This is a genomic window from Galbibacter marinus (assembly GCF_000300875.1).
Lineage (GTDB): Bacteria > Bacteroidota > Bacteroidia > Flavobacteriales > Flavobacteriaceae > Galbibacter > Galbibacter marinus.
Window position 1 is genome coordinate 142331 of sequence record NZ_AMSG01000004.1, and the last position, 21740, is coordinate 164070.

The 21740-nt window shown below is 37.8% G+C and carries 17 protein-coding genes and 1 tRNA gene; 16 read left to right on the plus strand and 2 right to left on the minus strand.

Annotation, left to right across the window (positions count from 1 at the left end; genetic code table 11):
* Positions 1-21 precede the first annotated feature (21 nt).
* The 11 genes from mraY to I215_RS05330 all read left to right on the plus strand — a co-directional run bounded on the left by mraY (position 22) and on the right by I215_RS05330 (position 11897).
* The gene (mraY, locus tag I215_RS05280) at positions 22-1251 is read left to right on the plus strand and encodes a phospho-N-acetylmuramoyl-pentapeptide-transferase (RefSeq protein ID WP_008990929.1); all 1230 of its coding nucleotides are present in this window, start codon (positions 22-24) and stop codon (positions 1249-1251) included.
* Positions 1252-2583 (plus strand): UDP-N-acetylmuramoyl-L-alanine--D-glutamate ligase, encoded by a 1332-nt coding sequence (gene murD, locus I215_RS05285; RefSeq protein WP_008990930.1) that lies wholly within the window; start codon positions 1252-1254, stop codon positions 2581-2583.
* A 10-nt stretch (positions 2584-2593) separates the two neighbouring features.
* Positions 2594-3796, plus strand: coding sequence for an FtsW/RodA/SpoVE family cell cycle protein (locus I215_RS05290; protein ID WP_008990931.1), 1203 nt, complete (start codon positions 2594-2596; stop codon positions 3794-3796).
* On the plus strand, positions 3783-4889 hold the full coding sequence (gene murG, locus I215_RS05295) for an undecaprenyldiphospho-muramoylpentapeptide beta-N-acetylglucosaminyltransferase (RefSeq protein WP_008990932.1): 1107 nt from the start codon (positions 3783-3785) through the stop codon (positions 4887-4889). The genes I215_RS05290 and murG overlap by 14 nt, the downstream gene beginning before the upstream one ends.
* Positions 4890-4894: 5 nt before the next feature.
* Positions 4895-6247: a UDP-N-acetylmuramate--L-alanine ligase gene (gene murC / locus I215_RS05300; protein ID WP_008990933.1), complete on the plus strand. Its 1353-nt coding sequence runs from the start codon at positions 4895-4897 to the stop codon at positions 6245-6247.
* Positions 6231-6950 carry a cell division protein FtsQ/DivIB gene (locus I215_RS05305; protein ID WP_008990934.1) on the plus strand — a complete coding sequence of 240 codons (720 nt, stop codon included), beginning with the start codon at positions 6231-6233 and terminating at the stop codon, positions 6948-6950. The genes murC and I215_RS05305 overlap by 17 nt, the downstream gene beginning before the upstream one ends.
* A gap of 3 nt (positions 6951-6953) precedes the next feature.
* Positions 6954-8318: a cell division protein FtsA gene (ftsA, locus tag I215_RS05310; RefSeq protein ID WP_008990935.1), complete on the plus strand. Its 1365-nt coding sequence runs from the start codon at positions 6954-6956 to the stop codon at positions 8316-8318.
* Between the two features lie 66 nt (positions 8319-8384).
* Positions 8385-10319: a cell division protein FtsZ gene (gene ftsZ, locus I215_RS05315; RefSeq protein WP_008990936.1), complete on the plus strand. Its 1935-nt coding sequence runs from the start codon at positions 8385-8387 to the stop codon at positions 10317-10319.
* A gap of 101 nt (positions 10320-10420) precedes the next feature.
* Entirely contained in the window at positions 10421-10870 is a 450-nt protein-coding gene (locus I215_RS05320; RefSeq protein ID WP_008990937.1) for a GatB/YqeY domain-containing protein, read from the plus strand.
* Positions 10871-10894: 24 nt separating this feature from the next.
* Positions 10895-10968: transfer RNA gene (locus I215_RS05325), tRNA-Arg, on the plus strand.
* Positions 10969-11498: 530 nt separating this feature from the next.
* Entirely contained in the window at positions 11499-11897 is a 399-nt protein-coding gene (locus tag I215_RS05330) for a GlcG/HbpS family heme-binding protein (RefSeq protein ID WP_008990939.1), read from the plus strand.
* Positions 11898-11961: 64 nt separating this feature from the next.
* Here the strand turns inward: I215_RS05330 and I215_RS05335 are convergent, their stop codons facing one another.
* Positions 11962-12849 (minus strand): AraC family transcriptional regulator, encoded by an 888-nt coding sequence (locus tag I215_RS05335; protein WP_008990940.1) that lies wholly within the window; start codon positions 12847-12849, stop codon positions 11962-11964.
* A 266-nt stretch (positions 12850-13115) separates the two neighbouring features.
* On the opposite strand from I215_RS05335, the gene I215_RS16115 reads away from it, so the two are divergent.
* From I215_RS16115 to I215_RS05345, 3 genes are all read left to right on the plus strand, one after another.
* Positions 13116-13265: a hypothetical protein gene (locus tag I215_RS16115; protein WP_008990941.1), complete on the plus strand. Its 150-nt coding sequence runs from the start codon at positions 13116-13118 to the stop codon at positions 13263-13265.
* 239 nt (positions 13266-13504) lie between these two features.
* Positions 13505-13966, plus strand: a complete 462-nt coding sequence (locus tag I215_RS05340; RefSeq protein ID WP_008990942.1) for a cold-shock protein — start codon at positions 13505-13507, stop codon at positions 13964-13966.
* Between the two features lie 210 nt (positions 13967-14176).
* Positions 14177-15175: a metal-dependent hydrolase gene (locus I215_RS05345; RefSeq protein ID WP_008990943.1), complete on the plus strand. Its 999-nt coding sequence runs from the start codon at positions 14177-14179 to the stop codon at positions 15173-15175.
* Between the two features lie 84 nt (positions 15176-15259).
* Here the strand turns inward: I215_RS05345 and I215_RS05350 are convergent, their stop codons facing one another.
* Positions 15260-16060, minus strand: coding sequence for a GIY-YIG nuclease family protein (locus tag I215_RS05350; RefSeq protein WP_008990944.1), 801 nt, complete (start codon positions 16058-16060; stop codon positions 15260-15262).
* A 634-nt stretch (positions 16061-16694) separates the two neighbouring features.
* Between I215_RS05350 and I215_RS05355 the strand changes: the two genes are divergently transcribed.
* Both I215_RS05355 and I215_RS05360 read left to right on the plus strand, forming a co-directional pair.
* Entirely contained in the window at positions 16695-17231 is a 537-nt protein-coding gene (locus I215_RS05355) for a phage tail protein (RefSeq protein WP_008990945.1), read from the plus strand.
* Positions 17232-17241: 10 nt separating this feature from the next.
* Positions 17242-21738 carry an MBG domain-containing protein gene (locus I215_RS05360; protein WP_162131556.1) on the plus strand — a complete coding sequence of 1499 codons (4497 nt, stop codon included), beginning with the start codon at positions 17242-17244 and terminating at the stop codon, positions 21736-21738.
* The last annotated feature ends 2 nt before the right edge of the window (positions 21739-21740 follow it).

Here is a 21740-nt window from a genome sequence, read left to right on the forward strand (position 1 = left end):
TTAAAGGATAGACGATAACGTATGTTGTATTATTTGTTTGAATTTTTAGAAAATGAGTATGATTTCCCTGGAGCAGGGCTGTTTCAGTTCTTGACCTTTAGGGCTGCTGCTGCGGTGTTGTTGTCTTTATTGATCTCCACCATTTTCGGAAAGCGAATCATCAATTATCTAAGATCACAACAAATTGGAGAAAGTGTTAGGGAGTTAGGCTTGCAGGGGCAGACACAAAAAGCGGGAACGCCTACCATGGGTGGGATCATAATCATTTTATCAACCCTGATTCCAGTGCTATTATTTTCTAAGCTTGACAATATTTATATCATCATTCTCATAGTGACGACTCTTTGGATGGGTGTGATTGGCTTTGTGGATGATTATATCAAAATATTTAAAAGAGATAAGGAAGGTTTAAAAGGAAGATTTAAAATTCTTGGTCAGATTGGTATTGGAATTATCGTAGGAGCCACACTTTATTTTCATCCCCAGGTAACTGTTAAGGAGGAACTAAAGCTTACCAATGCCACTGAGGTGGTTTCCACAGGAACAAAGACTGAGTATGGAGAGGAAGAGAAATCAACTAAGACCACTATTCCTTTTGTGAAAAATAATGAATTTGATTACGCCATGCTTGTACAGTGGCTTGGAGATAACTATAAAAGTTATGCTTGGCTAATCTTTATTCCAGTGGTGATTTTTATCATTACTGCCGTGTCAAATGGAGCAAATTTGACAGATGGAATTGATGGCTTAGCCGCTGGGACATCGGCCATAATAGTTATCACCTTGGGTATTTTCGCTTGGGTCTCTGGTAATATCATATTTTCTGATTATTTGAACATTATGTATATCCCTAGGGTCGGTGAAATTACAGTCTTTATAGCAGCATTTGCTGGGGGGCTTGTAGGATTTTTATGGTATAATGCCTTTCCGGCTCAAGTGTTCATGGGTGATACAGGAAGCTTGACCATAGGAGGGATTATTGCGGTTATTGCGATCGCTATTCGTAAGGAATGGTTGATTCCTATTATGTGTGGAATTTTCCTAGCCGAGAACTTATCAGTGGTATTGCAGGTAAGTTACTTTAAGTACACTAAGAAAAAATTTGGAGAGGGACGTCGTGTGTTTTTAATGGCACCTCTTCATCATCACTACCAAAAGAAGGGTTATCACGAGAGTAAAATCGTAACTCGATTTTGGATTGTGGGCATATTGCTAGCCATTATAACTATTGTCACTCTAAAACTAAGATAGATGCTGTTGGTTGTACTAGGCGGTGGTGAGAGTGGAGTTGGTAGCGCCATATTGGCAAAAAAACACGGGTTTGATATTTTTCTTTCCGATAAAGGTAAGATTAAAGATCACTATAAAAACGTTCTTGTAGATTTTGGAATTAATTGGGAGGATGAAAAGCATACGGAGGCTGATATTTTAAAGGCTGATTTAGTTGTGAAAAGCCCTGGAATACCTGATAGCGCTCCCCTTATAGTAAAGCTTTTAGAGCTAGGGGTGCCGGTTATCTCTGAGATTGAGTTTGCATCGCGCTATACGGATGCTATGCTTATCGGGATTACTGGGAGTAATGGGAAAACCACCACAACGATGTTAACCAATCACTTGCTATCTGCTGGTGGATTGAAGGTAGGTATGGCAGGAAACATAGGTGACAGTTTTGCGCAGATGGTTGCTCAAAGGGACTTGGATTACTACGTGCTTGAAATTAGTAGTTTTCAGCTCGATGGAATTGAGGATTTTGCTCCGCATATCGCTATTGTAACCAATATAACCCCTGATCATTTGGATCGTTATGATTACAAATTTGAAAATTATATCGCTTCAAAGTTTAGGATTACAATGAATCAAACTGAAGAGGATTATCTGATTTACGATTATGACGATCCAGTGATTGCAGAGTGGTTGCAAAACAACAAAATACATGCCCGACTTCTTCCATTTTCCATAGAAAAGAAACTTGAACAAGGCGCATATTTAGAAGATAATAAAATAGTAATAACGATAGATAAACACCATTTTCAGATGTCAACAGATACTTTAGCACTTGAAGGAAAACACAATGTTAAGAATGCAATGGCGGCTTCAACAGTAGCCCAATTGCTGAAAATTAGAAAGGCTACTATTCGTGAAAGCCTAGAGAATTTTCAAGGTGCAGAGCACCGACTAGAAAAAGTACTAAAGATTCAAAATGTTCATTACATCAATGATTCTAAGGCTACCAATGTCAATGCCACCTATTATGCTCTTGATAGCATGAGTACTCCTACTGTATGGATTGTAGGAGGTCAAGACAAAGGGAATGATTATCTAACCCTTATGCCACTTGTAAGAGAAAAGGTTAAAGCGATCGTTTGTCTTGGGTGGGATAATGCTAAGATCATTGAAACTTTTGGAAGTGTTGTGGAGTTTATAGTGGAGACAACCTCCATGGAGGATGCTGTTAGAGTAAGTAAAGAAGTAGCACAACCAGGTGATTCAGTGTTATTATCACCAGCATGTGCTTCATTCGATCTGTTTTTGAATTATCAAGACAGAGGAGATCAGTTTAAAGAACAAGTAAGAAAATTATAATAGTATAAAGGTGCAGGAGATTTTTAAAAATATCAAAGGAGATAAAGCGATTTGGGCTGTAGTGGCACTTTTGGCCTTGTTTTCTTTTTTACCAGTGTACAGTGCTAGTACCAACCTCGTTTATGTGGTCGGTAGTGGAACTACATTTGGTTACCTGCTCAAACATGGTTTTTTATTGTTACTTGGTCTTGGGATTATCTATGCGATCCATCAAATTCCTTATAATTACTTTAAGGGACTTTCGATCATCGCCATGCCCATTACCATTTTGCTGTTAGTATACACTTTGGCTCAGGGGACCACCATTGGTGGAGCCAATGCGAGCCGCTGGATCCAAGTGCCATTTGTTGGTATAAGTTTTCAGCCCTCTACCTTGGCAAGCATTGTTTTGCTAACTCACGTGGCGAGGTATCTCTCCAAGATGAAAAATCAAACAATACGCTTTAAAGATAGCATCCTGCCGCTTTGGATTCCAGTATTTGTGTTTTTAGTACTGATACTTCCAGCGAATTTTTCCACCACAGCGATCCTGTTTTTTATGGTACTTGTGTTGTGCTTTTTAGGAGGCTATCCTTGGAAGTATTTAATGGCTGTAGTGGGGGCTGGGGTTGTGGTGCTCAGTATGTTTGTGCTTACTGCTAAAGCATTTCCAGGACTGTTTCCAAATAGGGTAGATACCTGGATTAATAGGGTTGAGAATTTTGCGGACGGTAAGGATACTGGAGAGGATTACCAGATTGAGCGGGCTAAAATAGCCATTGCTACTGGAGGGGTGGTTGGAGTTGGAGCAGGAAAGAGTATAATGAAGAATTTTTTACCTCAGAGTTCATCGGATTTTATATATGCAATTATTGTAGAGGAGTATGGTTTAGTAGGAGGTTTTGTAATCATAGCCATATATCTCTTATTGCTTTTTAGAATCATTATTGTTGCCCATAAAGCCAATTCGACTTTTGGAAAATTGCTGGTCATTGCCGTTGGGCTGCCCATTGTTTTTCAGGCTTTTATAAATATGGCCGTTGCGGTGGAATTGTTGCCTGTAACTGGTCAGACACTTCCCTTGATTAGTAGTGGAGGAACCTCGATTTGGATGACCTGTTTGGCCATTGGGATTATTTTGAGTGTAAGTTCAAAAAGACAAGAAGAATTAGAGTTAGAAGAACAAGATATAGATAACCAAAATCCATTAGATATTTTAAGTGAACAGTTATAGATTTATAATATCAGGAGGAGGAACTGGAGGACATATATATCCAGCGATTGCTATAGCCAAGGAGCTAGAAGCACGCTTTCCTGATGCCAAATTTCTATTTGTTGGCGCCAAGGATAAGATGGAAATGGAAAAGGTGCCTCAGGCAGGCTATGAGATTAAGGGCTTGTGGATCTCTGGATTACAGCGTAAACTTACCCTTAAGAACCTAATGTTTCCTTTTAAACTGATCCATAGTTTGATAAAGTCTAGATCTATAATAAAACGCTTTAAACCTGATATGGTGATCGGTACAGGTGGTTATGCAAGCGGTCCTTTATTAACCATGGCAGCCTCTAAGGGTATTCCAAGTGTGGTACAGGAACAGAATTCTTTTCCTGGGATCACCAATAAAGTTCTTGGTAAAAAGGTGCAGAAGATTTTTGTGGCTTATCAGGGACTGGAGCGTTATTTTCCTAAAGAAAAAATCGTAATCACGGGTAACCCTGTTCGACAGGATTTGTTAAATCTCTCTGAGTACCAGGGAGCGGATGAAGGATTTTTTAGCAATACTACTGATCGTAAAACCCTGTTTATCATGGGAGGAAGCCTGGGGGCTAGGAGGATTAATCAATTAGTAGAAAAGCAGCTAAACTTTTTCAAACAACACAACGTACAACTTATATGGCAATGTGGAAAGTTGTACTACCCAGAATACAAAAAATATCACAGTGAGTATGTGAAGGTGTATGATTTTATAAACGATATGAAATTGGCCTATGCGAGTGCTGATCTCATTATATCACGCTCAGGAGCTATTTCAGTGTCTGAATTGGCCTTGGTAGGAAAACCAGTGTTTTTTATCCCTTCTCCCAATGTGGCGGAGGATCATCAAACCAAAAATGCGATGGCTGTGGCGGATAAACAAGCTGCCATACTGATTCCTGAGAATAGATTAGATGCAGAATTTGAAGATTCCTTTTTAAAAGTGCTCAGAAGCGAGGATTTGCAGCGATCACTTGGAGAGAATTTTAAAACTTTAGCATTGCCCAATGCAACAAAGGATATTGTAGATCATTTAGAACAACTATTAAAAACTAAGAACGCAGCGATTTAATAACAATGAGTTTAAATCAAACACATAACGTCTATTTCATTGGTATTGGAGGCATCGGTATGTCTGCACTAGCGCGTTATTTTAAATTCATAGGTAAAAACGTAGCTGGTTATGATCGTGTCGCTAGTCAAATCACGGATTCTCTTTTAGAGGATGGTATAGAGGTCCGCTTTGAGGATAATGTGGAGCGTGTTGGGCCGGAGTTTAAGGATCCAAAGGCGACCTTGGTAGTGTATACCCCTGCGGTTAAAAATAATTCCCAGTTCGAGTTTTTTAGTAATAATGGTTTTACCATTGAAAAAAGAGCTGCTGTTCTAGGTCGCATTACCAAGGATTCTTACTGTTTTGCAGTAGCTGGAACTCATGGTAAAACAACCACAAGTACTATTTTGGCCCATTTACTTCATGAGATCAAAACGCCTATAACCGCGTTTTTAGGAGGGGTATCTGAGAATTTTAATAGTAATTTCCTCATTGAAGGGTCACAGTATACGGTTGTGGAAGCTGATGAGTTTGATCGATCGTTTTTACACCTTTCCCCAACGGTTGCTTGTGTGACTTCTATGGATGCCGATCATTTGGATATCTATGGTGATAAGGAAAGCTTAACCCAGGCATTTAATGATTTTGCCGCACGATTAAAAGAAGGAGGGCAGATGTTTGTACGCTTCGGCCTGCCGCTAAAGGGTGCTACATTTGGATTGGAAGAAGAGGCTGACTATTCAGCTCAAAATATAACGATAACTGACTCAACCTACCAATTTGATTTCAAAACACCTTATGAGACAATTTCAGGGGTGAAGTTCAACAAGCCTGGTGAGCACAATTTGTTGAACGCTCTGGCTGCAATGGCAATGGCGACTACTTTAGGCACCCCCCTAGGTCACATTGCCGAAGCCCTAGAAACTTTTAAGGGAATTAAACGCAGATTCACATATCACATTAATGAAAGTGATCTTGTTTACATCGATGACTATGCACATCACCCAACGGAAATTCAGGCTGTGCATCAAGCGGTGCGATCTGCTCACCCCAATAAGAAGGTTACCGTGGTTTTTCAACCACATTTATATAGTAGAACAAAGGATTTTGCCCAAGAATTCGCAGAGAGCTTAGCCGATTTTGATGAAATAATCTTACTGGACATTTACCCTGCCCGAGAGCTACCCATAGAGGGGGTGGACTCCGAGTGGCTCCTTAGCTTAATCAACCATGGTTGTAAGCAAAAGGTTGCCAAGGAGGATCTTTGTGATGTGCTACAAAGGAGTACATCTGAAGTTTACCTCACTTTAGGAGCAGGAGATATAGGACAAGAAGTTAATTCCGTAAAAGAAGTGTTAAGTGAAAAAGTATATTGATTTTATAAAAGTATCCCTTGCGGTCATCGGACTAGTATTTCTGTTTTCTTTCTCAAATATGAGAAATAATAACAGGGAATTGGCGATGAATTCAGCCGTGGAATTTTTAAATGACGATGCTCATTTTATTACCCGTAGCACGGTTAATAAATTGTTGATACAAAATAGGGACTCTGCTTCGGGGGTAACCAAAGATCAATTAGTTTTGAGTAAAGTAGAAGAATCGCTCAACGCTCATAGTATGGTCGAGCATGCCGACGTGTATGTGTCTATAAATGGGGAGGTTGGGGCCAAAGTACGCCAACGTACCCCAATAGCAAGGGTCATTGGCGAACAGGAGTATTATATAGATTCGTACGGTAAAAAAATGCCATTATCACCTGTGTATTCAGCAAGAGTGCCATTAATCACTGGAAATAATGTTGATAAATCATGGTCATCTTTGTACGAATTGACGAAATATATATATGAGGATGATTTTTTGAAAAAGACAATAACGGGGATTCATTTAAAAGATCAGCATTTTGAATTAGAGCTAAGAGAGGAGGATTTCACTCTTTTTATAGCTAGGGTTGATAACCTGGATTTAAAGTTCAACAACTTTAAGGCCTTCTATCAAAAGGGTAGAAATGACAAAACTCTAGGAAATTATAAAATGGTAAATCTCAGTTTTGATAATCAGGTAGTGTGTACCAAAAAGTAAGATATGGAAAATACTAAATACGCGGTAGGATTAGATATTGGAACCACAAAGATTGTGGCGATGATTGGTCGTGAAAACGAATACGGTAAGATTGAAATACTTGGTATTGGAAAATCCAAAAGTTTGGGTGTTCATAGAGGGGTGGTTAATAATATTACTCAAACTATCCAGTCTATTCAGCAAGCAGTACAGGAGGCAGAAGGTGTTTCAGGTTTAAAGATTAAAGACTGTGTTGTAGGCATAGCTGGTCAACATATTCGCTCTTTGCAGCACAGTGATTATATCACAAGACCAGATTCCGAGGAGGTAATCAATGAGGATGATCTTGATAAGCTTTGTAATCAGGTGTATAAGCTGGTAATGTTACCAGGCGAGGAGATAATTCATGTGTTGCCACAGGAATATAAAATTGATGGGCAGGCAGAGATCAAAGAACCGATGGGGATGTACGGTGGACGATTGGAAGCAAACTTCCATGTTGTTGTTGGGCAGATCTCATCCATTCGAAATATTGGCCGTTGTGTGAAAAGCTCTGGGCTTGATCTAGCAGGTATAACACTCGAGCCTTTATCTGCTGCCAATGCTGTTTTAAGTCAAGAAGAAAAAGAAGCAGGGGTTGCATTAATTGACATAGGAGGAGGAACCACTGATCTCGCGATATTTAAAGATGGCATTATTCGTCATACCGCAGTGATTCCATTTGGAGGAGGTGTAGTGACTGAAGATATTAAGGAAGGATGCTCCATAATTGAAAAGCAAGCAGAACTTCTAAAGATAAAATTTGGATCCGCATGGCCAGGAGAGAATAAGGAGAATGAAATTGTTTCAATTCCTGGATTAAGAGGAAGGGAACCGAAAGAAATCTCACTCAAAAACTTGTCTAAGATAATTCATGCTCGTGTAGTGGAGATTATAGAACAGGTGTATGTGGAGATTAAGAATTATGGTCATGAAGATCAAAAGAAAAAACTAATCGCTGGAATTGTATTAACTGGAGGTGGAAGTCAATTAAAACACCTAAAACAACTAGTAGAATACATCACAGGGATGGATACTCGAATAGGGTATCCTAATGAGCATTTAGCAGGAGACTCGGATACAGAAATTGCGAGCCCTGTGTATGCCACAGCCGTGGGACTAGTGATGAATGCGCTTCAGCAGCAAAAGCGAAATGCGACCTTTAAAGCTGAACCAACAGCACAGCCACAACTAGAAGATCAACATCCGAATGTTGACAAAACTTTAGGCAACCAAGAGAGTATCGAAACTAAACCAACCCCCAAGCCTACCGCGCCACCACGAGAACGTAAATCGTTCCTAGAAAAGTGGTCAGAGAAGTTAAAGGATTTTTTAGATAATGCCGAGTAAGTCATTGTCAAAAAAATTGTAAAAGAATTAAGTAGAAAATAGCAAAATAGGGTAAAACAAGTTATTATGAGTAGCAAAACAACAGACTTAGGGAATATCTCGTTCGATTTGCCGAAGAATCAGAGTAATGTAATTAAGGTTATTGGCGTTGGAGGCGGCGGAAGTAACGCAATTAATTACATGTTTCAACAAGGAATTAATGGTGTGGACTTCGTGGTTTGTAACACCGATTCACAGGCTTTACAAAATACTGGTGTGCCGAATAAGGTTCAGTTAGGGGTTTCCTTGACTGAGGGGCTAGGTGCTGGTGCCAACCCAGAGGTTGGTGAGAAGGCAGCCATTGAAAGCTTGGAGGAGTTACAATCTATGTTAGATTCCAATACCAAAATGGTTTTTATTACCGCTGGTATGGGTGGTGGTACTGGTACAGGAGCTGCACCAGTTATTGCTAAATTGGCCAAGGACATGGACATTCTTACCGTAGGTATTGTAACGATTCCTTTTCAATTTGAAGGGAAGATGCGTAATGAGCAAGCACAACGTGGGGTAGAGAAATTAAGAGCCCATGTGGATTCGCTCATTATGATTAATAATAATAAACTCAGAGAGGTTTATGGTAACCTAGGTTTTAAAGCTGGGTTCTCCAAAGCTGATGAAGTGTTGGCCACCGCAGCTAAAGGTATAGCGGAGGTTATTACACATCACTACACTCAAAATATTGACCTTAGAGATGCTAAAACCGTACTCTCTAACAGTGGAACAGCTATTATGGGGTCTTCTCAAGCTTCAGGAGCCAACAGAGCTTCAGATGCGATTATGAAAGCATTAGACTCTCCATTACTAAATGATAACAAAATATCCGGAGCACAAAACGTACTGCTACTTATCGTTTCCGGAGCCGATGAAATTACCCTAGATGAAATCGGTGAAATCAACGATCATATTCAAAATGAGGCAGGTCATAACGCTAACATCATTATGGGTGTTGGAGAGGATGATAGCCTAGGTGATGCTATTGCCGTTACAGTAATTGCAACTGGTTTTAATGCTGAGCAACAGCATGAGATTGTCAATACTGAGGCTAAGAAAATCATCCATACCCTAGAGGATGAGCAAAAAGCTGAACGTGATTTGTTTTCCAAAAACCCAATCAGTACCTTAAATAGTGTGCAGGAGCCAGAAACCCCTCCAACTCCAGATCCTGAACCTAAAGAAGAACCAGTTGTACGTCATACACTTGATCAAGACAATGAAATGGAACTGATTTCTACCTCTGAGATTATCAAAAATATGAATGTGATCTATGAAGAGGTTAGTTTAGAGAACGAAGAAGACTTTATCATTATTGATACGACTCCTAAGATCCGTGAGATAGAGGTTTCTGAGCCAGAAATAGTTAAACCTGTTACGCAACAGCAAACAACATTGGCCTTTGATATGCCTCTTGATGATCATCCGCAAGAGGAAGAGAAGAGCAAAACAGTGACCTTTGATATGGAGGATAACGTATCACAATACGATGTAAAGGATGCTGTTGAGGTAGTTCCAGTTACTGAGATTTCTGAGGATGGTACAAAACGATATAGTTTGGATGATTACATGGAGGTCGAGGATCGACTAAACAATGCGAAACCATCGGCTAAAAAACAGGAGCCTGTAATTGAAAAGGAACTTCAGTTTGAAAAGAAGGTCATCGAACAAAAGCCAACACAGGAGACTGAATCTGAAGATATTGATCCAATGAATAGTTCGATTGAAGATAGTCTTAGAAGTAGAGCTGATGAGCGTCGTAGAAAGTTAAAGGATTTTAATTATAAATTCAATAAAAACAGTCACTGGGTTGAAGAGATAGAAAAACAACCAGCCTACAAGCGAATGGGAATTGATTTAGATTCAAGAGGATCTGATGATCAATCTTCTCGTATGAGTGTAGGTTCGGATAGCAATGATGAAATTCAACTTCGAAGCAACAATTCATTTTTGCACGATAATGTAGATTAACACTTAAATGAGGTTTATAAATTACCCGATTCTTAGTTAAGAATTCGGGTAATTTATTTATCTTCGCACAGCATTTTTTTTACATTATATACCATCGCGTTATGAGTTTACAGGAAAAAGTAATGGCAGAGATGAAATCTGCAATGAAAGCAAAGGATTCAGTAGCTCTTGAATCATTGAGAGCTGTAAAATCAGAACTACTTCTGGCAAATACTAGTGCTAATTCCAAAGATGGATTAACAGAAGAAGAGGAGCTTAAGCTTTTGCAGAAACTTGTTAAGCAACGTAAGGATAGTGCTGCGATATATACAGAGCAAGGAAGAGAAGACCTTGCAGCTCCTGAGCTTGCTCAAGCGAAGATTATCTCAAAATTCCTTCCTGATCAATTAAGCGAAGAAGAGATCGAGTCTGTTGTTGAAAATGTCATATTGCAATTAGGAGCTAGTGGAATGAAAGATATGGGTAAAGTAATGGGTGCTGCAAACCAAGCCCTTACTGGACGTGCTGACGGAAAAACCATTTCTAAAATCGTAAAAGAGAAATTGAGCTAATAATGTTAGCTTAATAATACACAGGGCCCCTTAGCTCAACTGAATAGAGCACTGGATTTCGGCTCCAGCGGTTCGGGGTTTGAATCCCTGAGGGGTCACTACAAAAAAACGACACTTAGCTAATTACCAATAATTTGGCTTCGGGTCGTTTTTTGTTTTGTTTATCTCATTGTGGATTAATGGTGGATAGAAAGCTGTAATTTGGTTATGGATAGACTCTTCTTTATTGAACAATAGCAGGTTAAAAAAGAAAAAGGTGCGTATCAGTTTAATTTAAAATATAGCAGACGGCCTTCTTCGACGAATTTAATGCAATCAATTTATTACGCTACGCAATTGAAGATTTGAAATTTCATCGCCTATTAAGAAAAAAATCATTTCCAATAATCATGTCTGGAACTTATATTAAGGGAATGTCTCAAACGGGAACAGGAAAGACCTTTGCCTATATGCTCCTTATTCTCTTAATTTCTACAGCGGAATACTATACAGTGTAATAGGTATGGATTTTCATAAAGAAATAACATTATTTTCACTAAATAGATTAGAATATATCATAACTTGTTCATTAGTACGTAGAAGGAAGTACTTTCTAAGTACCAATTAATTTTAATTAAAAATTTACAAAATGGACATTACGTTAATTCAAGCTGAAAGTATTATAGAAAAAGCCAAAGCTAAGGCCGTAGAAATAGATACAAAAATGAACATTTCTGTTGTAGATTCTGGTGCAAACCAAGTAGCATTTGTTAGAATGGATGGCGCATGGCTCGGTAGCGCGGATATTGCATTAAAGAAAGCCAAGACGGCACGGTTTTTTGACATGCCAACGGGGGAAATAGGAAAATTATCACAGCCCGGAGGGTCTCTTTACAATATTGAACACTCCAATGGTGGACTTATTTCATTTCCAGGAGGTGTACCAATTAAAAACAGTGGAGGCGAAATTATAGGTGCTATTGGAGTAAGTGGAAGCACAGTAGAAAACGATCATGCAGTTGCTGTGGCAGGATCTCAAGCGATTTAAGTATTAATCAACTTTTAACTACCACCAAACTACAAAGAATTTTCCACGGTTCAGTTTGGGTAGTTTACTTTTTGTATTCACTTTTGTATTTCGAAGGCGATATTCCTAAGACTTTTTTAAACATTCTTGAAAAGTAATACGGGTCAGAGAACCTTACCGCAACAGCTATTTCTTTTATACTCATATTTGTAAAGTAAAGGTACTGACAAGATTTCTGCATTTTAAGGTGTATAAAGTAACTTATTGGAGAACTACCTGTTTCAAATTTAAAAACCTCAGAATACCGGGAGATTGATAACGATTGCTCGGACGCCAACTCAGAGATGGTTAGTGGTTGGTCAATATGTTTTTTCATGAAATTGATTGATTTTGAGACAGGATTATTTGTTTCAGTTATACTAGTAATTAAAGGTTGGTAGACTAGTGTAGTTATAAATTGAACCAAATAGGAGTTGGAAAGTTCAAGATAGGCATCGTCATAGCTGCGTTCTAACAATTGGATAATTTTTAAAAACAGATCACATTTTTGTTCGTTAAATGGGATTTTTATGGGGTCTAAATCAGTTTGTTTGGTGTATCTAAAATAAAGATGATCTGCGTTTTTACCGTTAAAGTGTACCAAGTAGATACTCCAAGGATTAGTGGTTGAGCTTTTGTAATGATGTGCAATATTTGACGGAATAATGAAAAATTCATTGGCTGAAAGTGTAATTGTTTTGTTATAAATTTTAATTGTTCCTTGGCCTTCCAAGCAATAAAGTAAAATGTATTCATCACAGCCTTTTTTGCGTTCTCTATCGTGATATACTGCATGTGGGTAATGACCAATTGCGGTCAAATGGAAGTCCTTGATGATTTCATTGGACAATATTTTTTGTCTGATATCTGGAGGCAGAACCAGCATTCGTTGTCCTAAAAACCCTTCTTTAATTTTTAATTGCTCAATTTCCAATAATAGTTGGCATCAAAAAAAATATTCAATCGCAAGTACGTAGTTAATTTGGAAAGTGATCTAAATCAACTAAATAATATTTATTTGCAAACAGATTATATTGGCGATAGAGGCATAGCCTTTAAAGACGGCCTTTTGGTAACAGATCATTTCTATCTGTTTATTTCAATCTAAAAGTGGTTCTTCGTCACTTTTGATGAAGTAAAATAGAAAAAAAATGGGAAATAGGTTTAAAAGAATTTTATCCACGGTTAAAAGAAAAGGAAATGGTATTAATATTTCATCCGCTTTATGAGGATCAAGAGGCACTGATAGATTTTGATCATCTTCCTGAATTTAAAGATGGTAAGTATCTTAAAATAAATGACATAGGTGTAGCTAATGAATACATGACTAAGGTGTTGTATGAGCAGTGAAATTATGATAATGGTTATATAATAAAATTGGGGGAGCACTGCAATGGCAGTAATTGAGCAATAAATAAGGTAATATTCTTCTCAAAAGAAGAGTGTAGAGTTAGATTTCTTAAAATTTACATTCATCCCTAGTAGGCTTGGAGAAATTTGCAAATTCAAGGAATGTTTTGTTTTATGTTGGATATTTGATCATATCGAGTACCTTGCAAACGAATTATAAAACACTCTTAAAGAAAAGAATGGCGAAGTCTCAACAAACATACAATAAAACAGAAAAAGAAAAAAAACGCTTAAAAAAGCGTGAAGACAAAAGAAAGAAGATGGCTGCTCGCCGGGCAGAATCTAAAGATTCTAATAAAAAAGGAATTGAGTTTGCCTATGTTGACCACAATGGTAATTTAACAGATACACCGCCAGACCCATCATTAAAAGTTGAAATTGATATTGAAGACATAGAAATTAATGTCTCTAGAACAATAGAAGGAGATCGCGAGGAATTTGACCCTGTTAGAAAAGGAACTGTTTCTTTTTTTGATACTTCAAAAGGATTTGGTTTTATAATTGATTCTGAAGATCAAGAAAAATACTTTACTCATGTGAGTGGTATTATCGATGAAATTCAGGAAAATGATAAAGTAACTTTCGAACTTGAAAAAGGAATCAAGGGTCTGAATGCTGTTAAAGTTACCTTACAAAAATAAATCGAGTGGTTGGTACCTGCTTATACATCATGACTAAGTAGAGCTGTCAAACTTATCCATAGACATTTCGTTTGCCAAAGTAAGTAGCTTCACATTATTTGATTACTTGATTAAAGTTAATTATGCTATTTCGGCAAGCTTCTAATGAAATAATAGTATCTGATTGTCGGTTAAAGAATGTAGTATACAAAACCTATATTTGCAGACTATATGGATTCACTTACTCAAATTGTATTAGGCGCGGCCGTCGGGGAGGCTGTCCTTGGGAAGAAAATAGGCAATAAAGCGATGCTCTACGGGGCTATAGCAGGCACGATACCGGATTTGGATGTGTTTGTAAACTCTTTTACAGATACCGTAAGTGCCATTGAAATCCATCGAGGCTTTACACACTCCATACTTTTCTCAATACTCTTTGCACCAATTTTTGGCTGGCTAGTTTCTCGCTTTGAACGCTATAAAAGTGTAAAAGACTGGTCGTGGCTGTTTTTTTGGTGTTTGCTAACGCATCCGCTGTTGGATTCTTTTACTACCTGGGGAACTCAGTTATTTTGGCCTTTAAACACTAGAGTGGCTCTTAAAACTATATTTGTTATAGATCCACTCTACACGGTACCTTTTATTGTATTTTTAATACTTGCAATGTTCCAAAAACGTACCTCAAAAAAGCGTCGATTTTATAATAATATGGGATTAATAGTTAGCACCTGTTACTTAGTAATTACATTGCTTTTAAAATGGTTTACATATACTAAATTTGAAGAAGCTTTAATTGAGCAAAACATTGCTTATACTGAAATTGATACCCGCCCATCACCCATGAATACCATTTTGTGGAGCGCCAATGTAGCGACTAAGGATGCGTTTTTAATTGGGAGCTATTCTTTGTTTGATTCCCAACCCATTATTTTTAATTCCTATCCAAAAAACCATGAATTGATTGCAGATTTTACAGATAACCTTAAAATGCAACGCATGATAAGCATCTCTAATCAGTGGTATTGTATAACTGAGAAAAACGACGAATTATATTTTAATGATTTACGCTTTGGTTTATTAAGTATGGAACCTGATGCTCAAGATTTCGTGTTTCAGTATAAATTTGAAATCAATGAGAATGGTGACCTGTTTTTTACAGAAACCGAAAAGGACAGAGGCGATGCTGAAAAATTGCTAAAGCAACTGTGGGAAAGAATTAAAGGGAATTGAGTTTGTTGTATATTAAGTGCAACGGGCCTATTTAACTTTATTTTTTGTGTCTTAGTAGTAGCACAAAATAATGTACTTCAACTTTTACTTGATGCTGAACTCTGAAGGTTTCCGAACCAAATATCGCATTAGAATTCTTCGAATATCACGGTTATCTTGTCTGTAGGAGATATAATCTAAGAGCTGCTCTTTAGGAGTGTCAATTGGACAATACCCAAATCCCTTATATACGCCGTTTTCTATGTAAACTATTCCCATTTCACTTTCTTGTCTTCCTGGTAGTTTACAAAGTTGGGTAGTTATCTTTGGATATTGATCGGAGATAAAACGGTCAACTCTTTGGTTGTATAATTCTACAGGTTCCTGACCTATACATGCACCATTGCAAGATTTGATTTGATATTGAAAACACGAAGTGGAGGATTTGTAGAGTCCGTTTATTTTTTGGCACAACTGGTAGTTTTCTGTGATCCTGTATAAAGCCTCTTTAGCTTCTAGAAGTGAGCAGAAAGTTGTAAGCTCCTCATTTCTTTGATTGATTTTTTGAATGCCTAAGCTCTTATATCCATTAACTTCGTTTATATACAAACCATATTGATATAGAGTTCGACGTTGTGCTCTATTGTATATAGGTTTGTGTTTTTTAATTAAATCGGATTCATAAAGAAGCGCAATAAGTTCACTTCCAGTGATCTCATAATTGATCTTTTTAGTAAAATGCTGTAGTTTAAAAGATTTTCTGTCTCTACCTCCAAAATGCTGTTTTACCCTTTTCTGAATATTTATGCTCTTTCCAATGTAAATAAGATGGTCCTCATTGTCATAAAAGAAGTATACTCCAGGGAGAGATGGAAGATTTGATATTTGTGAACTTATACTGATCAACTGCCTTTTTGGAGTGTGGATTAATTATAGCACAAAGTTAATCATTTTCTTTTTCTCGTATTGATACATAAGATCCGTTCTAGTCTTAAAGAAGTGAGGTTGTAGATGGAAATGTGGTAAGCTATCACAGACTAAATTATTAAATTCCCTGGCAACTGTTGGGCTAATGTTTGAGGTATTAGGGACTGAAATCACGAACGATAATATATTTCTTACAATTATCATTGATAAATCCTATATGTTGTCAGATTATTTTGTAGTTTTAATTCTTTAAATTTAATATTGTTTTAAAAGAAAATTTAACCAGAAATCAATCAAATCGAAACCATGAGAATTCGTGTGTATTACAGTGCTTTTCTATAGAAGCATTCAAAATGATCATCATTCAACCAATTAAGAATGTAGACTTTTTGAAACGATCCTTGATTCCCCTTCCTTATCCCCCCTTTTTATATTTTCTATGATGTGGTCCTCCACATTATAGAGTTATAGCCTAATGGTTTTTTCCTTTGGCTAATTTGTATTTAAATATTCTGTCTTCCCTAATGCGATAAGAATTTGGAGAGACTGCGTTTTTTTTGAGTATCGAATCAACATAAAACAACTATCATAATTAACCAAAAAAAAAGAATCTATGGAACCATTTTTATGTGAAATTAAATTATTTGCGGGAAACTACGCTCCTAGGGGATGGGCTTTTTGCAATGGACAAATCCTTCCAATTTCTCAGTACCAAGCTGTATTTACTATTTTAGGATATACCTACGGTGGCGATGGAAAAACGACTTTTGCACTACCAGATTTAAGAGGAAGGGTTCCAATTCATACTGGAGCAAGCACAGGACCTAGAGCGCGTGAAGTTCGATTGGGCGAATCCTCTGGAAGTAACGATAATACTCTTACTATAGGTAATTTACCAAAACATAATCATCCTGTTTTTGCGAATAATCAACAAGGAACTTCAGGGAATCCAACTGATAACTTTCCAGCAAATTCAGGAGCGTCAGATAAAGAGTATACTGACAATTCTAATACTTCTATGAATCACCACATGACTGGTTTAGTTGGTGGGGATCTGCCTGTAAATAACATGCAGCCTTATCTAGGACTCAATTTTATTATTGCACTTTATGGAGAATTTCCAAGCCATGATCAATCATACCAACCTTAACTTTTTCCTCATGAAAAATAAATTACTTCTATTTTTTATTATAACCTTGTTCTCTGGTTTTCATAGCCAAGGATTTGGGCAGGATATTACCATGATAGTATGTCAAAATGCCAATTTCAGCTCTTCTTATTCACTTACAGCGAGCGGTACGATCACTGATGATGGAATTTCGCGTACTACTTATATGAGCGATCCTAATGTAGGAGATTTTGGGGATATGATCATTATTAAGTGGAATACTACATTAGATCAGTGGGAAATTTTATTTAACAACTTCGATGGTGGAGATGGCCCTGCCAATGAGTTACAATATTATAGTTCAAATGCAACTTTTCCTAATCCGCCCAATATATCAATTGGCAATTGGATAACAGTAGGTGAATTTGCTTGTGATCCTATGGTTCAATTAACTGGGGATGTTGCAGGGATTAACAGTGATCCTACCGTCACAGGCTTACCCCTATCTATTACCGTGGATGAAGATTCTAATGAGGAGCCATTGGGTATATCTTCTACGCTTATAGATGATGTTGACGCAGGCGGTGGTGCATTGACTTTGAAATTCGATGCTACGGGCGGTATTTTTGATATTGCTGCCGGTACAGGAGTTACTCTATCTGGAAATCTTAGCAATCATTTAGAAATTACAGGGAATATAGGGGACGTAAACCATTATATAAGTGTGCTTTCGAATATTTACTTTAGACCTGACAGTAATCTATATGGCAACAATGCGGCTAGTGTAGATGTTTATATTAACGATAACGGAAATACAGGCACTGGTGGTGGAAATGATATTTTTGTGGGAACCATTATAGTTAATATTACTGCGGTTAATGATGCTCCCGATATATCCGTTCCTAGCTCCATTAGTGCAATTGCAAATACCGATACACCTTTGACAGGAATTAGCATAGAAGATGTTGACGCTGAGGATGGAGAATTATCTGTCTCTATTGGTATTGTTGCTGGGACATTATTAGCTTTGCCGAGTGGCGGGGTGAGTGTGAGTGGGAGTGGAACAAATCAACTCTCTCTTCAAGGCTCGCTTTCAGATTTAAATACATTTCTGGCAAGTTCTAATATCATCTTTAAGAACGAACCTGATAATATCGATGATCAAACGCTCACTGTCTCTGTTAATGATAACGGAAATACTGGAGGTGATCCTTTGATTTCAGAAGATACAGCAACTATAATTCTTGCCCAGCAACCTGCTGAAATTAGTAGTGTTTCGGTTCCTCCCAGTGGTTCATACGGTTTGGGAGAGGAGCTTGATTTTATTGTTAATTACAATAAGCCTGTAAATGTAAACACATCTTCAGGTACACCTGAACTTGTTTTGCAAGTAGGGGGCCAAGCTAAAAATGTCCCTTATATGTCGGGAAGTGGCTCGACAAGCCTTGTTTTTCGTTACACTGTTGTAGAGGGGGATGAGGATGACGATGGAGTGCTTGTGGAGACACTATTACTTAATGGCGGTACTATTACAAATGAAGGAGTAAATTCAAGTCTAGTACTACAAAATATTGATAATACTGAAAATGTAATGGTTGATGCGGTTGCTCCTTCTGGGTATGCAATTACGATTGATCAAGATCTCATCCATGTGGGGAATCAAACTGAGATAAGTTTTACCTATAGTAATGCTGAAGTTGCAACAACCTATACATATATAATTACAAGTCTTCAAGGTGGAGGGACAGTTAATGGAACGGGTCAAGTTCTTACCTCAACGGATCAGGTAACAGGATTAAATTTAAGTAATTTAAATGATGGTGTTGTTTCTATTTCTTTCATGCTTGAAGACGCAAACGGTAATATTGGTATACCAGTGGTGAGCACCATTTCAAAACAAACCAATCATGCCCCAGTGGCTTCTGATGATCATCATAGTTTGGGTGTTAATACTAATCATATTGCAAATGTTTTGGATAACGATAGCGATGGAGATGGTGACAATATAGATGCTTCCTTGGTTGATTCTCCTTCTAATGGAACTATTATATTTAATGTCGATGGTGAGTTTAACTACACCCCAAATACAGATTATGTTGGCTTAGATAGCATAAGTTATAAAATCTGTGATGACGGAATCCCAAGCTTGTGTGATACAGCTGTTGTTTACTTTGAAGTTTTGGATACGAATATCCCCACTGGATATTCAGTGGCTTGGGCAGAAGAATTCATCAATGAATCAGAGGCCAATGCAGCTGCTTTTAAAGTGTCAGATGCTACTGTTGGTGCCACACTGAATTACCAGGTGTCCAGTAATGGGGATGGCAACAGCCAAATTATTTCAGGCAGTCAAATAGTTACAAGTATAGAAGAAGATTTTATGGTAGATGTAAGTGGCTTACAAGATGGGACCTTAACAACTGAAATTTTCTTAACCTCTATATACGGCACCCCTGGAATAACTACAAGCGATTCCAATGCAATTTTAGATCAAACCGCACCTTCTGGACATACTGTAAGTATTGATCAAAATCCGATAGATAGAGTAAATCAATCAGCTGTTAGTTTTACCATGTCCTCATCTGAATTAGAAGCTCACTATGATTATACCCTCTCAAGTACGCAAGGTGGACAGGATGTTACGGGTTCAGGTGTAGTAACTTCTCAGACCCAAAGTGTTACAGATATTGATTTAACTAACTTAGCTCAGGGAGATATTACGCTCTCTTTAATTCTCACAGATCGTGCAGGTAATATAGGAGATCCTGTCAATACTACTTCAATAAAAATCACCAATGAAGCTCCTACGGTTTCTGATATAGAAGTTAACGGTTCTTTAATTATCACAGAACAATTATCGGCCAACTATGTATATGCTGACTCTGATGGGGACCCTGAAAGTGGTTCTACCTATTTGTGGTATCTCTCTGAGGATAGTTCTGGTGCAGGGAAGTCAGAAATCCCTAATGGGACAGCTTCGCAGTATACCCTTAAGCAGAGTGATCGAGGTAAATACATTAGTATTGCAGTTACTCCTAGCGATGGACGTGATGTTGGTACTACAGTTGAAAGTCCTTTAGTAGGGCCAGTGAAAATGGTACAAAACATTACTTTTCCTAGCATTTCTGAAAAGACCTATGGTGATGCCCCATTTATCCTAGGTGACGCTCAAACCGACCAAGGCCTAGCCGTGATTTACACAGCCGCAGATCCCAGTTTGATAGAGATCAATGGGAATCAGGCCACAATACTCAAAACTGGAACTACGACCATTACCGCAACCCAAGAGGGAGATGACCAAACAAGTGCAGCTGAGCCTATCGCACAAACGCTTATTGTTAATGCTGTGCTTCTAACAATAGAAGCTGATAATTTTTCTAAAATATATGGTGAATCTGATCCCGAATTATCGGTAAGTTATAGTGGATTCATAAATGGTGATGATGAGACTTCTCTTGATGGAAGCCTTGTTGTCAGGCGAGCAGAAGGAGAGTCAGTAGGTGATTATCCAATTTCTGTTTCGGGTTATACTTCTGATAAGTACACCATCAATTATGTGGATGGGAATTTCGATATTCAACCAAGATTGCTTAGTATCATTGTAGATCCAAATCAAAATAAAGTTTATGGGCAGGATGAGCCACAATTAAGCTATACTGTACAAGGGTTTTCAAATGGAGACGATCAAGGTATGATGCAAGGGGATTTATCTAGAGAACCTGGTGAAGATGCTGGTCTTTATGCTATAATCATAGGAACCTTAAATGCAGGAAACAACTATGAACTTCAAATAGAGCCTTCAGAATTTGAGATATTAAAGGCAGAACAAGCAATTGTTTGGAACCAAGAATTAACTTTTGGTTGCAACTCTGATTCCCAAGTAACATTATTAGCAGAATCTAATAGTGGACTTCCTATTACTTATATGGTGGAGGACTCTTCTATCGCTGAGGTAGAAGGTAATGTTTTAACCAAACTTCAATCAGGAGTTACTACAATTTCTGCTCAGCAGCTTGGGGATCAAAACCATCATGCTGCACCGGAAGTTCATAAAGAAGTTCAAATTAACCAACAAGGGTTGATTCGTCAGCATTGGGATGATGTACTAGTTTTTGATAATAGTAGTGAGAATTTTGTCAGTTATCAGTGGTATAAAAACGGTAATGCTATCCCAGGGGCAACCAAACAGTATTATTCAGAAGAGCAGACTTTAAATGGAGAATATTATGTAGTAGCCACTATGGAAAATGGTGCGCAAATCACCTCCTGCTTATTGGAAGTTTCTCAGCAAAGTGTTACCAACACTTTAAAGGTAGTTCCCAACCCTGCCCTTGGCAGCTCAGAGTTTAGCATAAAGGCTAGTTTTAATCAGGAAGCACTTAATGGAGCCACTATTAGTTTAATAGATCTTAATGGACGTGTTTTGCAGACCACAGCGGTAACAGGTGAGCAAACCACCATGATTGCTCCCTCACAAACAGGAATCTATATTGTAGTTATGAACCTCTCAGATGGAAAGAGAAAAACAGTTAATCTTTTAGTACAATAGCC

Bases quoted from the DNA above. Each gene is read 5' to 3' on its own strand.
- I215_RS05345 (WP_008990943.1), top strand. From the start codon at position 14,177: ATGGATTCACTTACTCAAATTGTATTAGGCGCGGCCGTCGGGGAGGCT.
- I215_RS16115 (WP_008990941.1), top strand. From the start codon at position 13,116: ATGGTATTAATATTTCATCCGCTTTATGAGGATCAAGAGGCACTGATA.
- I215_RS05340 (WP_008990942.1), top strand. From the start codon at position 13,505: ATGGCGAAGTCTCAACAAACATACAATAAAACAGAAAAAGAAAAAAAA.
- murC (WP_008990933.1), top strand. From the start codon at position 4,895: ATGAGTTTAAATCAAACACATAACGTCTATTTCATTGGTATTGGAGGC.
- ftsZ (WP_008990936.1), top strand. From the start codon at position 8,385: ATGAGTAGCAAAACAACAGACTTAGGGAATATCTCGTTCGATTTGCCG.
- I215_RS05360 (WP_162131556.1), top strand. From the start codon at position 17,242: ATGAAAAATAAATTACTTCTATTTTTTATTATAACCTTGTTCTCTGGT.
- I215_RS05320 (WP_008990937.1), top strand. From the start codon at position 10,421: ATGAGTTTACAGGAAAAAGTAATGGCAGAGATGAAATCTGCAATGAAA.
- I215_RS05355 (WP_008990945.1), top strand. From the start codon at position 16,695: ATGGAACCATTTTTATGTGAAATTAAATTATTTGCGGGAAACTACGCT.
- ftsA (WP_008990935.1), top strand. From the start codon at position 6,954: ATGGAAAATACTAAATACGCGGTAGGATTAGATATTGGAACCACAAAG.
- I215_RS05330 (WP_008990939.1), top strand. From the start codon at position 11,499: ATGGACATTACGTTAATTCAAGCTGAAAGTATTATAGAAAAAGCCAAA.
- murD (WP_008990930.1), top strand. From the start codon at position 1,252: ATGCTGTTGGTTGTACTAGGCGGTGGTGAGAGTGGAGTTGGTAGCGCC.
- mraY (WP_008990929.1), top strand. From the start codon at position 22: ATGTTGTATTATTTGTTTGAATTTTTAGAAAATGAGTATGATTTCCCT.